The sequence below is a fragment of the Paraburkholderia fungorum genome (genome assembly GCF_046027215.1).
GTDB classification, from domain to species: domain Bacteria; phylum Pseudomonadota; class Gammaproteobacteria; order Burkholderiales; family Burkholderiaceae; genus Paraburkholderia; species Paraburkholderia fungorum_D.
The window spans coordinates 2,451,622-2,465,553 of sequence record NZ_JAQQEN010000002.1 but is presented as its reverse complement, the minus strand read 5'-3'; the positions used below and the strand labels follow the sequence as shown (position 1 = coordinate 2,465,553).

The 13,932-nt window shown below is 59.9% G+C and carries 13 protein-coding genes, 1 tRNA gene and 1 pseudogene; 13 read left to right on the top strand and 2 right to left on the bottom strand.

The features are described from left to right. Positions 1-58 precede the first annotated feature (58 nt). The 12 genes and pseudogenes from PQR27_RS31440 (at position 59) to PQR27_RS31385 (ending at position 9,332) form a co-directional block, all read left to right on the top strand. Positions 59-146 (top strand) — tRNA-Ile (locus PQR27_RS31440). A 174-nt stretch (positions 147-320) separates the two neighbouring features. After that, positions 321-686: an Arm DNA-binding domain-containing protein gene (locus PQR27_RS31435; RefSeq protein WP_408527461.1), complete on the top strand. Its 366-nt coding sequence runs from the start codon at positions 321-323 to the stop codon at positions 684-686. A gap of 38 nt (positions 687-724) precedes the next feature. Next, positions 725-916, top strand: a complete 192-nt coding sequence (locus PQR27_RS31430; RefSeq protein ID WP_408527460.1) for a hypothetical protein — start codon at positions 725-727, stop codon at positions 914-916. A gap of 331 nt (positions 917-1,247) precedes the next feature. After that, entirely contained in the window at positions 1,248-1,619 is a 372-nt protein-coding gene (locus PQR27_RS31425; protein WP_408527459.1) for a transposase, read from the top strand. Then, positions 1,619-2,446: an EAL domain-containing protein gene (locus PQR27_RS31420; RefSeq protein ID WP_408527458.1), complete on the top strand. Its 828-nt coding sequence runs from the start codon at positions 1,619-1,621 to the stop codon at positions 2,444-2,446. The genes PQR27_RS31425 and PQR27_RS31420 overlap by 1 nt, the downstream gene beginning before the upstream one ends. 223 nt (positions 2,447-2,669) lie before the next feature. After that, the gene (locus PQR27_RS31415; protein ID WP_408527457.1) at positions 2,670-3,068 is read left to right on the top strand and encodes a response regulator; all 399 of its coding nucleotides are present in this window, start codon (positions 2,670-2,672) and stop codon (positions 3,066-3,068) included. After that, on the top strand, positions 3,004-4,590 hold the full coding sequence (locus PQR27_RS31410; protein ID WP_408527456.1) for a methyltransferase domain-containing protein: 1,587 nt from the start codon (positions 3,004-3,006) through the stop codon (positions 4,588-4,590). Before PQR27_RS31415 ends, PQR27_RS31410 begins: the two co-directional genes overlap by 65 nt. A 4-nt stretch (positions 4,591-4,594) precedes the next feature. Further along, complete coding sequence (locus tag PQR27_RS31405; protein WP_408527455.1) at positions 4,595-4,909, top strand: hypothetical protein; 315 nt, start codon at positions 4,595-4,597, stop codon at positions 4,907-4,909. Positions 4,910-5,447: 538 nt separating this feature from the next. Next, entirely contained in the window at positions 5,448-6,116 is a 669-nt protein-coding gene (locus PQR27_RS31400) for a response regulator (RefSeq protein ID WP_408527454.1), read from the top strand. Between the two features lie 184 nt (positions 6,117-6,300). Then, positions 6,301-6,522: pseudogene (locus PQR27_RS31395) on the top strand (FCD domain-containing protein); the annotation flags it as partial. 486 nt (positions 6,523-7,008) lie between these two features. Continuing rightward, a complete protein-coding gene (locus PQR27_RS31390; protein WP_408527453.1) occupies positions 7,009-7,245 on the top strand; it encodes a hypothetical protein in 237 nt (78 codons plus the stop codon). A 944-nt stretch (positions 7,246-8,189) separates the two neighbouring features. Further along, entirely contained in the window at positions 8,190-9,332 is a 1,143-nt protein-coding gene (locus PQR27_RS31385; RefSeq protein ID WP_408527452.1) for a porin, read from the top strand. 240 nt (positions 9,333-9,572) lie between these two features. On the opposite strand, the gene PQR27_RS31380 is transcribed toward PQR27_RS31385, so the two are convergent. Together PQR27_RS31380 and PQR27_RS31375 are read right to left on the bottom strand one after the other, a co-directional pair. Continuing rightward, entirely contained in the window at positions 9,573-11,132 is a 1,560-nt protein-coding gene (locus PQR27_RS31380; protein WP_408527451.1) for a methyl-accepting chemotaxis protein, read from the bottom strand. A 198-nt stretch (positions 11,133-11,330) separates the two neighbouring features. Then, positions 11,331-12,077, bottom strand: a complete 747-nt coding sequence (locus PQR27_RS31375) for a Crp/Fnr family transcriptional regulator (protein ID WP_408527450.1) — start codon at positions 12,075-12,077, stop codon at positions 11,331-11,333. Positions 12,078-12,258: 181 nt separating this feature from the next. Between PQR27_RS31375 and PQR27_RS31370 the strand changes: the two genes are divergently transcribed. Then, entirely contained in the window at positions 12,259-13,890 is a 1,632-nt protein-coding gene (locus tag PQR27_RS31370) for an acyl-CoA synthetase (RefSeq protein WP_408527449.1), read from the top strand. Positions 13,891-13,932 lie beyond the last annotated feature (42 nt).

Genomic DNA, 13,932 nt, shown 5'->3' with positions numbered 1-13,932 from the left:
TGTAGTATGTCGGCCAATCAGCGAATAGACCCGGTCGTCCAGACCGGGTTTCTTCCTTGGGCCGGACGCCGTGCTGGTTGCAGGCAGCGGACTCATAATCCGCCTCCGAAAGGACATCGTCGGTTCGACTCCGACCCGGCCCACCATCCGTTGTTCCAGCAAGATCCCGGGCATTCCGCCCAAACCTCCTAAACCCTTAATGCACGGGCGTTTCAGGACGTCGCTGCTTCCCGCAAACTCCTCTGTCATCCGTTGACATCTTCGGGTCGCTGGGGGCAGTTTTGGGGGTATCCCGTCCTCGGAATGAGGAGATACCCCCAATGGCTCTTCCCGACGCAGCAGTCCGCAAGGTCAAGGCTGGCGCTAAGTCCACGAAGCTATCCGACGACGGTGGCCTTTTTTTGTTGCTGAACCCGAACGGTTCCCGTCTTTGGCGCCTAACGTACCGCTTTGCGGGTACGGAAAAACTTCTTGCCTTTGGCTCTTATCCAGAGGTGTCGTTGAAGGATGGTCTGATGACACCACCAGAGGCGCTGTGTGCGGCTGCTGGCGCTAGCCTATGCGGGAGGGTTGCCTACCGATCCGGCAGCGTCTCGATGCAGACGCTATCTGCAGCGGGAAGGAAAGAGGAGGGTGCGGGCGGGAAAACGCAGCGCCTACTCAGCCGGCTTCGAAACCACAACTGAGTAGCACACCGGCAAAGACCAGGTAAAGGCTATTCACGGTGCATGGCTTTCGCTCCACATATCAGGACTGGGTCGAGGACTATGATTGGTATGCCGAAGTGTTTTCTGACAATGCGATTGCCCGCGAGAGCGACAATAAGATGCGGTGCGCGTATCAGCGAGGCGGCATGTTTGAGAAGCGTCAAAAAGACGATGGAGCATTGATCGCAGTACTGCGCGAGGTTGGCTGAAGGAACCGGCAAGCTGATCGATCCAATCCTGGCAATGTGGTCCGCGGTGGTGCGGAAAGCGGAATCCGGGTGGCTGGCCTGAAAAATGACCAATAGCCCAATACACGATCGACCCTGCCCTGGTCGACTTCGTAACTTGCGAGAGATGCCGCCGAACGGCCGATCATCGTCACCTGCCTCTTACTTCGCCTGAGCACCGTCCTCGTAGAAGACGTTCTCGATTGATCCGCGTTGGTCCACTCGCAACACCGCCGAGATTCGAATTTGTTCGATGGATTCTCGATGGCAAGGTTCGTATCGTTGGAAGCTATCCAGGGGAAACGATATGAGCATGGAATTTAGGGCAGTGCTAACGGATGAGCAATGGATCCGTATCAGCCGGATCTTTGAACGGGCCCCGGGAGCGGAGACGCGTGGGCGTCCGGCCTATCGCAACCGGGACGTCTTCGAGTGCGTGATTTGGGTTATCGCCAACGGCGCGCCGTGGTCCACTCCGCCCGCGCGCACGCCTGACTTCCACATCTGCCATCTCCGCTTCAAGATGTGGTCGCAGATGGGATTGCTGGCGAAAGCGCTTCAGGAGCTGTTCGGCGACGCCGCCGAAACGATGCGCAAATCAATTGCAGCGCGTTCGCGTCTGCTTCGCCGGCGGACGACCGCGCCGCGAAGCCAGCAACCGGCTGAAGCAGCACGGGGCGCATGATGAGCGCGCAATCTGAACTACTGCGCTGTCCGCATCGGGATGGGCGGCGCGCGCATGCCAAAGGGTGGCTGCCTGAAACGAAGCTGCCGCCCGTGACTGCGTGGTACCAACCGAAGACCGAACTTGCGACGGGCAAGATCGTAGGCGTTGAAGCGCTTGCGCGAATAATGGACCCTGTTCACGGCGTATCGTCGCCGGCAGCCTTTCTGGAGACCGCGTCGCCTGTCGCGATCGAGGAACTGACGTATTCGATCCTGTCGCAGGCGCTTGCCGCGCAACGCGACTGGACGGCGGCGGGTTATCCGCTATCGGTTGCGGTCAACGTGCCGGCAAGTCTGATCGGGCGCGCCGCAGCGCGGGACCGCCTGCTGCGAATGGTGGACGAGTGTGCTGCTACGCCGCAACGCATCGTGCTGGAAATCGTCGAAACGGGTACGGCTGACGACGACGCTACGCTCCCCGCTGCAACGGCAGAATTGCGTGCGGCCGGATTTGGACTCGCGATTGACGACTTCGGTATTGGCCATAGCTCTTTGCTTCGGCTGATGCAGTGCCCCTTTACCGAACTGAAAATCGACCGCGCCTTTGTGCAGCGCGCGTCGATCGACCCTAAAGTTCACGCGGCACTGGACGCCTGCGTTCTGCTCGGTAAGCGTCTCGGCATGCAGATCACCGCTGAAGGTGTTGAAAAGTTTGCGGACCTCGAGGAAGTCACGGCGGCAGGTTGTGATTTCGTGCAGGGCTATCTGATTTCGCGGGCGCTTCCTGGTGAACTGCTGCCCACTCTTCTGTCTCGCACTCAACCCGCGCGCGGATTGCTCATCTGATGCACTGTATTGAAAATACGTAAATCGGCGGGCGTCGAGGCTGAATACGCCTTCCGTGTGCGCCGTTTTAAGAAATCAAATACGCACGAAGCACAATCCATTTTCGATGTCTTTCTATATGTATAGAAAAATTCATTGGATATCGTTGAAGACAGGTCGCTAAAAGGAAGGGTGCAAAATTCACTCCTGCCCGATGTCATGAAAAACGACATCGCGACGGTCGATGAATCGAATGGGTGAGGAGCGTCAGTCGCCCGTTAAGGAGAGGATTGTGAAGGGAAAATCCATCAGGGTTGCGATCGCCGACGATTATCCGCTCGTGCGAGCCTGGCTTGGTAAAGCGATAGAGGAGACCGGCGCTATCGTAGTCGGAGCAGAAAGTAATGCGTCGAAGTTGATGGCGTTGCTGAATGACTCATTCTGTGACGTGTTGATCACCGACTACTCGATGCCCGACGGAAACGCGCTGGATGGATGGTGTTTTCTCTCTTCCGTTTCGAGCGAGTATCCGGACTTGCCGGTGCTGGTCTACAGCGAATTTGACGATCCCTTCCTGGTTGGGAGCGTCCGGACTGACCGACGCGTCGTTCGACTTCGTGCATGCAAGCCATTGCCTGGCTGATCAGGAAAACACAGCCAAGGCGCTGTCACGCTGGCTCGAACTGTTGAAGCCGGGTGGTTACGCAATCCTGACGTTGCCCGACGAGGACCTGTACGGAAAAGGGGAGTGGCCGAACCGATTCAACCGCAGTCACAAGGCGAGCTTCACGATCCACAAGCCGGCCCGTGCATTGCCGAAATCGGTCAACGTGCTGGACCTCGTGCGCGAGGTGTCCCACGTGGCGGCATGCGAGCGCGTGACGCTGGTGCGCGAGCACTACGACGATGGCCGCCGCGAAGAAGATCAAACGGCGAGAGGTGTCGCGGAGTGCGCGATCGAGATCGTGCTGCGCAAACGCGCGGTTCCGACTGCGCGCGAGCTGCTCGACGCAGCGACGCATGCGCGCAGCGCTCAGCAGAGCATTGCCGCATGCAGGCAAGCTATTCAGACATACCCATACCGGTTCGAAATGTACCATCGCTCGCTGATGGAGATGCTGCGCTGGAACGTGCCGGAAGAAGCAGACGCGTTCTGGGCGCAGTGTGTTGAGCGCCTTCCCGGCGAGCACCCGCCGCGCCTGTATCAGGCACTGCACGCCATTTCGCGAGGCAAGCTGCAGGAAGGTTTCGCCTTGCGCGAGGCAATGATGGGTCCGCTTGGCTGGAAGCGCCGCACGACCGCGCAACCGCCATCGACAGTTCCTGAATGGACCGGACAGCCGCTCGCCGGAAAGAGCATTGCGATCTGGAGTGAGTTCGGTCTGGGAGACGAAATCTTCTTCCTGCGCTTTGCGAGAATTTTCCGTGAACGATGCGGCGCGCGGCACGTGACAGTGGTGTGCCAGGCGCCACTCGTCGATCTCTACAGAGCTTCTGGCGAAATGGACGAGGTGATCAGCATCGAGCAGGCATCCGTGTTGCCGCCACTCGATTACTGGGTGTTCCCGCACGCGATTCCCGCTTGTTTGCCGCTCGATCTGGAGGCGCTGCCTGCAACGGTTCCATACCTGCGCGCGCCGCGAGGAACGCCTGCGAAGCTTCCTCAGGTCGGTGCGGAGAAGCTGAAGGTGGGCCTCGTGTTCAAGGGCAATCCGACGCACGAAAACGACCGGCAACGCTCGTTGCCGTCACTGGCCGTACTCGACGACCTGATGAATCTGGAAGGCATCGAGTTCTTCAGTCTGCAGAAGGGCGCGGGCGCCGATGAGGCTGCCGCCTACGCAGCAAAGCTTGCGAACTTCCATGATGTCGGCGAGAGCCTGAACACGATGGCGGAAACAGCCAGCGCGGTTGCCGCGCTCGATCTGGTGCTGACCGTGGACACGTCGGTTGCGCACGTTGCGGGCGCGATGGGCAAGCCGGTGTGGTTAATGTTGCCCGCCTATGGCGACTGGCGCTGGCATTACACGCGTGAAGACAGCCCCTGGTATCCGACGATGAAGCTGTTCCGTCGGCGCTTCGGGTGCGACTGGTCGGAAGTCGTCGCGCGTATCAATGGACACTTGCTGCAGCTTCTTGCCAGCAAGGGTGAACACAAGGAGTAAGGCAATGGGACACCCAGTGGACAAGATGTTTGGCGGTCTGTTTCTGACCTCGCTCATCACCCTCGCGATATTGATGGTACTGCCGGCGTTGCCGGTGCCGGCACTCAATGGCACCTTGGGCATCAGACAGCTTCTGATCGGCATGAGCATCGCCGTAGGCATCGTCTTTCCGCGTCCGGTTCTGCTGCGCACGTTGCTGCGCGCGCGCCGCAGCCCATTCCTGCTGGATCAGGATATCGACAGCATGCTGATTGGCCGCGTGATGGGCCTGGTGTTCGGCGTGATCGCGAGCCTCTGGTTATTCAATCTGCTCCAGTAGTCTCGCGGCCCGAGCGCGACTGAGCGATTCGAGTTTCCTCTATATCTGAATGGAGGCGCCTTATCTAAAGTTCCGATACCGAAAGTGCGAAAGGCGCGTTACCTCTTCCGCACGCCCGGTATCGACGTCAAGCGGATTGTGCGTTTTCCACCGGCAACGATCTATATCGTTGCCGGCTATCTTTTCATGAAGGTCCTGGCATGTTTGTCTGTAAGCCGATTAACCGAACGCTGCAACGCTGGTGCGAGAGGATGGACAGCGTTTCGATGTTCCTATTGCCGGTATGTTTCCTGCGTTCGTTCATCTTTCCCGGCGTTCTCAGCCTGCGCGGGGCGGCGTCGCGCCAGATAGTTTTAAGCGCATTCGAACGGATGAAGATCACGCTTGAGCGTCATCCGCGGATTCTCCCACGCGACTAGCCATGTCCTACAATGATTTAGCGGGCCACATGCCCGAATCGGAAAGTCGTGATGAACCGTGCTGTTCGTTTGTTTCGTTTTTCGAAGCAAACGTCAAAGACTCTCTGCTAGGTGGGCTCATGAGTGGGCAGACCCGCAATGTCCGCGTGGTGTTGGCCGATGACCATCCAATCGTTCTGATGGCCATTTCCGATACATTCTCCAGGATGCCGGGCTATACCATCACTGCGACCGCGAATTCCGGTGCGGCACTGATCGGGCTGCTCGAAAAGGACCCCGCTGATCTCGTCATTACCGATCTGGTGATGCAAGCCGACGAACAGGGGGTCGAGCTCGATGGTTTGCGCCTCGTCAGCTTGCTGCGGCGCTCGCACCCGGACATTCCACTTGTCGTCTTCACGATGGTCGCAAGCGGCGCGATGTTCCATGAGTTGTGCAAGCTAGGTGTTGCCGCGATCGTCAGCAAGGAAGAACCCACCAGCGAACTGGCCCAGATTTGCGTGCGAGCTCTCGCCAGCAAGGAAACGCTCATTTCGCCGCGCATCCAGCAGCGGCTCGCGCGGGAAGGCTCGACGACCAAAGACCTTCGGCGTGAACAACCGTTGTCGCCGCGCGAGCTGGAGGTAGTGCGTCTTTTCGCGCAAGGTCGTTCCGTAACGGAGATCGCCAGGACCCTGAGCCGCTCGGTGCCGACCGTCGCGACGCAGAAGCGGTCGGCGATGCGTAAGCTGCATGTCGAGAATCACGTCGATCTCGTCAAGTGCGCCATTGAGATGGGATTGGCCTGATGGAACGCTTTTTTGCCGGATCGCAGGATGCACCTCGACCGGAACCGGCAGGGGACGCTGCGCCAGTGCGAAAAGACCGGTGCGCGAATGCGGCGGCGATGGAACTCATTGAGACAATTCCTCCAGACGAATGCCGTTGGTTTTCGGCTTTGGTAGCCCGACAATCACGACGATCACAAACATGGCTAACGTCGCGTTTCGCGATGAAGAACTGCGGGTGAGCCGCAATAACATCTTCAAGGAAGTGCTCGATTCGATGCGGATGCGCACCAACCGGCTGCGACCCCTGAGCACGTCGCTGCCAGGCCGGATGCAGCGCTCGTGCGCCGATCATCAACGGCTGTGCGAAGCGTACGCGGAGCGTGACGGTACGCTCGCGGCGGCGCTGAACCGGTCGATCGTATAGACCGCGCTGCAGGCGATCGAGGAAGTGTGGGAGACGGAGTTCGGCGAGGGCTGACGCCGCCCAAAATGCCTTGATACAAACGGGGTGGATATCCGCCGGATCGGCATTGCCGCCCGAATCTGATCTGGCCCACCGAAAATGTAAAAAAGGGCTCCGGGATTTCGGAACCCTTTTTATTTTGTCGAGTGACTTCAATATCGAACACGGCAATTTGCCACTTTCGCGACGTCATTAATTTCGACCTGAGTGGAATCGCGCCAGGCCGCGGACGCGTTTATTTTCGGGACATCAGTCGGTTTCAACGTCGTGCTTCTGACGTTCACCTGGCCAGCGGAAGAGCGTCAAGCGTGCCGAGCCCCTTGCGGCAATATCGCGATTGGGCTATTGCCTTGCTGCGGCAAAATCACGGCGATTTAATTCCATTGATTTAGCGCTTCCAGTTATTCGTACCGGCAGCTTCCAGCTATGTCAATAATGAGAACCACCATGCGTCCCGACCACACCGCTACCGATTTCGTCCCGCACCAGTCGCTGCTCGCCTCGCCACTGAAAGTTGTCGACGACGAGAGTGAGCCAACGCGGCAGATGAGCGTATTCACGCGCGTCACTTTCTGTTTCGCACGGCTCTTCGGGCTGGAGCCGTGTCTAACCGGGGCGGTCAACGAGCAACGTGCTCCGTCGGCTGTCGCCGCTGACGTGCGCTACCGCACCGACCGGCGTTGAAATTTCCGCGGCGCTGCTGCGCAATTTCTACAGGCTGATGTAGCGTAGAACGTGCCGTCAGATGAGTTTCGCGTGCGTCATAAGGGAGTCTGCCCGGGAAGTAGGGAAACTCCGTGTAAAAAAGGGGACGGCAAGGTCGTTAATTGGATACGGAAGGCTGTTCGATGTTTGCCGTCCGCTTTCAGTACGGGTTTGTTGCCACGCGGCGGCCGGCGCCGCAACTCACCTCCGGGCAACACCCGTGCTGGAGGCTTCACGTGGATGCGGGCCGAGGGGCCGCCGGCCCATCATGCGGCCAGAAGGTTGCGCACTCTGCTGGTTCAGGCGTTCCTCGCCGATAGCGCCGATAGCCATTGATAAGCTATCAGGATCGCCGCGTTATCAGTGCCGCTTTTCTCCACCGGGTTCTCCCCCTGTTTTTCTCCTCCAGTAATGGGATGCATTTGCGCCGCCAAATAATCGGCGTTAAATCGCCAGACCACGCTAACCTAATTAAGTTCCCACTTTTCGAAAATAAATTTGTACCGCGCTTGAATCTCGCAATGTAATGGCATGATTTTCCGCCATTCGTACCCACACAAACGGCAATCGTTCCGACCCGATTACGTCGGGCATATTAAAAGGCTGTTGCATGCGTACAACTTTAATATTGAGATGTTGCTAATTTTTTCTGTCCAGAGCAGGTACGAAAATGCCTGATTCTGCGATAAAAGCCGGAAAAACAAAGACTTAATGCCTGCGACAATTGGATTATTGCGGATTCTGAAAAATCCTCTTGCGGAAATCGCGAGCTTCGATACCAGGGTGTCCCCCTACACTCACGCTTCGTTTCAAGGGTTGCCCGGCTGGCCTGAAACGGTTCGGCCAACAGGGCGGCAGTGCGATGCAAGCGCTGCAGAGGCAGGTCCCGCTCCCCCTGTAAATTTATCGAACAGGAGTCCCACATGAAAAAGAGTCTCATCGTCGTTGCGGTTGCCGCATCGTTCGCTTCCGTCGCTCACGCACAAAGCAGCGTGACCCTGTATGGTCTGCTGGACGCGGGCCTGACGTACACCAGCAACGTCGGCCACAACTCCAAGTGGGCAGCGGGCAGTGGTGGCATCAACCAAAGCATGTTCGGTCTGCGCGGTTCGGAAGACCTGGGCGGCGGCCTGAAGGCAATCTTCACGTTGGAAAGCGGCTTCAACATCAACAACGGCAAGTTCGCTAACAACAACGGCATGTTCAACCGTCAAGCGTTTGTTGGTCTGTCGAGCGCGCAATACGGTACGATCACGTTGGGTCGTCAATACGACGCAGCTCAAGACTATCTGGCACCGCTGACGGCAACGGGCAGCTGGGGCGGTACGAACTTCGCGCATCCGTTCAACAACGACAACCTGAACACGAACGGCGGCTTGTCAGTCAACAACTCGGTCAAGTACTCGAGCGCTAACTACGCTGGCTTCTCGTTCGGCGGCACGTACGGCTTCTCGAACCAGGCTGGCGCATTCGCAAACAACCGCGAATACAGCGTCGGTGCCGCATACCAGTGGCAAGGCCTGCGTTTGGGCGCTGCTTACGCACAGCAGAATAACCCGGGCGCAACAAACGCAGCAGGCACGGCAAGCAACGGCGGTGCTTCGGACGGCGGCTTCCTGGGCGCGACGGGCAACTTCCGTCAACGTCAATTCGGTGCAGCAGGTTCGTACTCGTTCGGCCCGGCTACCGTCGGTCTGGCATGGACGCAATCGCGTATCGACAACGTCGCTGGCGCACAACAATCGCTGCGCGCCAACAACTACGAAGTCAACGGCAAGTACAACCTGACGCCGGCTCTGGGTCTGGGCGTTGCTTACACGTTCACGGACGGCAAGGGCTACGGCGTCGGCGCGAACGGTGCTTCGGAGTCGGTGCGTTACCACCAGATCGGCGTGCAGGCTGACTACTCGCTGTCGCGTCGTACGGACGTCTACGCTCAAGCCGTGTACCAGCACGCAATGGGCGACGGCGGTGTCGCTTCGATCTACAGCGGCGACAACACGCAACTGCCGTCGTCGTCGAAGAACCAGACGGCTGCTACGGTCGGTCTGCGTCACCGCTTCTAAGCTTTAGCAGAAGCGAGTGGTGGTAAAAAAGGTGCCGTTCGCGGCACCTTTTTTTATGGCTGCTGCAATTCGATGGCCGGCATCGAGGGTACTTGAATGCGGGATGCCGCGCGCCTTATCAGACTGCGCATCGTTACCATCTGCGTTGGAAAAAGTCAGGTGTGCTCGCGAGCATCGTACGCGCGCCATTCCACACCGATTCAATGCCGAGCCGGACCCTATCGCGTCAGCGTGACTCAATCACGCATGCTGTTCCACCTTGAACACGGCAACGGCATGCCGCAACTGTTCGGTCTGTTCATCGAGTGAACCGGCGGCGGCCGCGGCCTGCTCGACGAGCGCAGCATTGCGCTGGGTCACGTCGTCCATCTGGCGGATCGCGAGGTTGACCTCGCCGATGCCCGTACTCTGCGCTTTCGAGGCCGCCGAGATTTCGTTCATGATGGCCGTCACGCGACGCACCGCGTCGACCACCTCGCCGATCGTGCTGCCAGCCTTGCCTGCCAGCGTCGCGCCTTCGCCGACCTGCGCCACCGACTGGTCGATCAGCACCTTGATCTCCTTGGCCGCGCTCGCGCTGCGTTGCGCGAGATTGCGCACCTCACCGGCGACCACCGCAAAGCCACGCCCTTCTTCGCCGGCGCGCGCCGCTTCCACCGCGGCGTTCAGCGCAAGGATATTGGTCTGGAACGCGATGCCTTCGATCACGCTGATGATCTCGCCGATCTTGTGCGAACTATGCGTGATGCCGGCCATTTTCTCGACCACGTCGTTGACGACCTGGCCGCCGCGCTCGGCGATGGTCGACGCATCCGTCGCCAGTTCCGAGGCGGTCGCTGCATTGTCGGCGTTCTGCGTGACGGTCTTGGTGAGTTCGTCCATGCTGGCGGCGGTTTGCTGCAGCGAAGCGGCCTGGTCTTCCGTACGGCTCGACAGATCCAGGTTGCCCGCGGCGATCTCTTTCGAGGCGACCGTGATCGTCTCCGCTGATGTCTTGATTCGCGCGACAGTAGCGGCGAGTTGATTGCGCATCTCGCGCAGCGAGAACAACAGGCTCGACGTGTCGTCGCGTTGTAAATCGATGGAGGTGGAGAGATCGCCGCGCGCAATCTGCATCGCGATAGCCGCTGCGGCGGACGGCTCCCCGCCGATCGAACGTGAGACGCTGCGCACCACACGCGAAGCGACGAACGACACCACCACGCCGAGCACTACCAACATGCCGGCCGCGCGCGCCAGGGTGGCGTAGAACTGCGCCTGAATGTCATCCATATAGGCGCCGGCGATGAAGTCCCAGCTCCATGGGCCGAAGCGCTTCACGTAGCTCATCTTTTCGCTTGGCGCGGTTTCGCCGGGTTTCGGCCACCAGTAGCGCAGATAACCGGCGCCGCTCGCCGAGCCGCCTGCCTGGGCGATGTTGTTATAGAGCGCGTTGCCCTTGGCATCGCGAAAGCCGCTCATGTCCTTGCCGTTGAGCGACGGGCTCATCGGGTGGGTGATCATCACCGAATCGCTGCGCACGATCGTCACGTAGCCGGATTTGCCGTAACGCAGCGTATTGATACGGGCGATGGCCTGCTGCTTAGCGTCGTCGGCGGAGAGTTTGCCGGCGTCCGCCTGCTTCGCGTAGTCCGCGACGATCGATACCGCCATGTCGGTCACATCGGCGAGATCGGCGCGCCGCGCGTCCATCTGTTCGTTACGTGCGCTGAACGCGTTCACAACGGTGACGATCAGGAGCGCCGCCCAGCACAGCAGCAACGGCACCCACAACTTCTGTTTCAGTGTCAGACGGTTCATTTTTCGGATTCGACGATACGTTGGGCTCGGAATGCGGAGGGGCTGCAATCTGCGCTGCATAGACCGCATAACGGCCGTTGTGACGGATTCTTTATTCCAAGGATGGCGCGCGGGGGCTCAGATGCGAAACGGCCGCCCTGAGGCGGCCGTGAGAGAGTGGGGCAGACAGCGGGGCAGGCAGCAGACGGGTCGCCTCGCCTAGATCTGCTCCCGGCCGAATGCGCTCAGACGTTCGAGGTCGAGCACCTCGATCTGGTTGTACGAGAGGCGCAGCATCTGCAACTTTTCAAGGTTTTGCAGTGCCTGGTTGATCCGTTGCCGCGAGACGCCCGCCAGCAGGCCCACTTCTTCCTGCGAGATGGCCAGCGTGTGGCCGGTGTCCGGGTAGAGATCGGGATTGAACAGTTGCGCAAGCGACTGCGCGACCCGCGCGTCGACGTCCAGCAACCGGCTATTCTGGATCGACGCGATGAATTCGCCCATCCGGTTGTTCAACTGCCGGATCACAAAGCCGGTGAACGGCAGGCTCGATTCGAGAAGCGTATGAAACGTTCCGGCGGGCACGAATAACACGAGGGACGCCTGAATCGCGGCCACATCGTATTTGCGCAACTCGCGCTTGATGACGCTGCCTTCGCCGAACCAGCCGCCCGGTGGCACGCCGGAGAGCGTGCAACTGCGGCCCGAAGCGTTGTAGATCGCCAGCTTGATGAGCCCGGAGTGCACGCCGATCCAGTAGTCCGAAGGCGCCTGACGGCGCGCGATCCACGCTCCGCCTTCCAGACGCTCCGCGTGCGCGCTCGCGAGGACCAAGGCCTGATGCTCTACGGCGAGCGCCCGGAACCAGGCGCAGGAGGCAAACAACTGCGGCAGATCGGCGCGCGCGACCCGCTGCGGTCGGGGCGGGCAGGCGTCGGTGAAAGGGGTGAACGGGGCATCATCCATAAGCGATTCGGGGCGGATATCTGGGTTAAGACTCGGTTTCACGCGTGAGTTAAGGCTCGTTGAGGTGTTCGGGCGCGCTACTCTGTCATTTGAATGACAGACAGTTCACCATGACCATTGTTACGCTCGTTCATCAATCGGAATAATTGACGGCGCCGCCCGCGCCTCAGGAGACGACGCAATGAAGCACATGTTCGAAGAAGGTCTGGCGCGCCGCGAGGCCAATTATGTCCCGCTAACGCCGATTGATTTCATCGTACGCGCCGCGGAAGTTTACGGTGAGCGGCTTGCGGTCGTCCATGGCGAAATTCGCCGCAACTGGCGCGAAACATATGAGCGCGCGCGCCGTCTGGGCAGTGCGTTGCAGCGCGCCGGGATTGAACGCGGCGACACGGTTGCCGCCTTGCTGCCGAATATTCCTCCGATGATAGAAGCGCACTTCGGCGTGCCGATGGCCGGCGCCGTGCTCAATACGCTGAATACGCGGCTCGATGTCTCGTCGCTGCTGTTCATGCTGCGCCATGGCGAGGCCAAGGCGCTGATCGTCGATACGGAATACAGCGAATTGGCGCATCGCGCAGCGCTCGAATTCCCCGAGTTGCGGGTGATCAGCGTGGCCGACGCGATGCCCGCGGACGCGGACACATTCCTCCGCGCGACCGATTACGAAGCATTCCTGGCTTCCGGCGACTCTGAATTCGCCTGGACGTTGCCCGTCGACGAATGGGATGCGATCGCGCTGAACTATACGTCCGGCACCACCGGCGATCCGAAGGGCGTGGTCTATCATCATCGCGGCGCCTATCTGAATGCACTCAGCAATATCCTTGAATGGGATATGCCTAAACATGCGGTCTACTTGTGGACTTTGCCGCTATTTCACTGCAACGGCTGGTGTTTTCCGTGGACCGTCGCCGCGCGTGCCGGCGTCAACGTGTGTCTGCGCAAATTCGACGCGAAGACGGTGTTCGAACTGATTCGCCGCGAAGGCATCACGCACTATTGCGGCGCCCCGATCGTGCAAAGCGCGCTGGCGAATGCGCCGACTGAGTGGCGCGAGGGCATCACGCAACGCGTGTCGACGATGGTGGCCGGCGCGGCGCCCGCACCGGCAGTGATCGCGAAGATGAAGGAGATCGGTTTCGACCTCACGCACGTGTACGGGCTCACCGAAACCTACGGACCGGCCGCGGTGTGCGCGAAACAGGAGGAATGGGACGCGCTCGACGATAGCGCGCGTGCCGAACTGAATGCGCGGCAAGGCGTGCGCTACCACCTGCAGGCAGCGGTGACGGTGCTCGATCCGGATACGCTCGCGCCGGTTCCCGCCGACGGCGAAACGCTCGGCGAAATCATGTTCCGCGGCAACATCTGCATGAAGGGCTATTTGAAGAACGAGCGCGCGACGGAAGCGGCCTTCGGCGGCGGATGGTTCCATACCGGCGATCTGGGCGTGCGGATGCCTGACGGCTACATTCGTATCCGCGATCGCAGCAAGGACATCATCATTTCGGGTGGCGAGAACATCTCGAGCATCGAGGTCGAAGACACGCTGTACCGGCACCCCGCGGTGTCTGTAGCCGCCGTGGTGGCGATGGCCGATCCGAAGTGGGGCGAAGTACCTTGCGCGTTCGTTGAGCTCAAGGAAGGCGCTCAGGTGAGCGCGGAGGAGATCATCGCGCACTGCCGGCTGTTTCTTGCGGGATTCAAGCTGCCGAAGGCGGTGCGCTTCGGCGAGTTGCCGAAGACGTCGACGGGAAAAATCCAGAAGTTTGAACTGCGCGCGCGGATCAAGGCGGAAAGCGCCGAATAGACCGCGCGCGATGCACAGCGCGCCTTACGGCGCGCGACGTCG

Coding starts and splice junctions, on each gene's coding strand:
- PQR27_RS31405 (WP_408527455.1), top strand. CDS start 4,595: ATGGGACACCCAGTGGACAAGATGTTTGGCGGTCTGTTTCTGACCTCG.
- PQR27_RS31420 (WP_408527458.1), top strand. CDS start 1,619: ATGAGCGCGCAATCTGAACTACTGCGCTGTCCGCATCGGGATGGGCGG.
- PQR27_RS31400 (WP_408527454.1), top strand. CDS start 5,448: ATGAGTGGGCAGACCCGCAATGTCCGCGTGGTGTTGGCCGATGACCAT.
- PQR27_RS31415 (WP_408527457.1), top strand. CDS start 2,670: ATGAATCGAATGGGTGAGGAGCGTCAGTCGCCCGTTAAGGAGAGGATT.
- PQR27_RS31435 (WP_408527461.1), top strand. CDS start 321: ATGGCTCTTCCCGACGCAGCAGTCCGCAAGGTCAAGGCTGGCGCTAAG.
- PQR27_RS31385 (WP_408527452.1), top strand. CDS start 8,190: ATGAAAAAGAGTCTCATCGTCGTTGCGGTTGCCGCATCGTTCGCTTCC.
- PQR27_RS31380 (WP_408527451.1), bottom strand. CDS start 11,132: ATGAACCGTCTGACACTGAAACAGAAGTTGTGGGTGCCGTTGCTGCTG.
- PQR27_RS31390 (WP_408527453.1), top strand. CDS start 7,009: ATGCGTCCCGACCACACCGCTACCGATTTCGTCCCGCACCAGTCGCTG.
- PQR27_RS31375 (WP_408527450.1), bottom strand. CDS start 12,077: ATGGATGATGCCCCGTTCACCCCTTTCACCGACGCCTGCCCGCCCCGA.
- PQR27_RS31370 (WP_408527449.1), top strand. CDS start 12,259: ATGAAGCACATGTTCGAAGAAGGTCTGGCGCGCCGCGAGGCCAATTAT.
- PQR27_RS31425 (WP_408527459.1), top strand. CDS start 1,248: ATGGAATTTAGGGCAGTGCTAACGGATGAGCAATGGATCCGTATCAGC.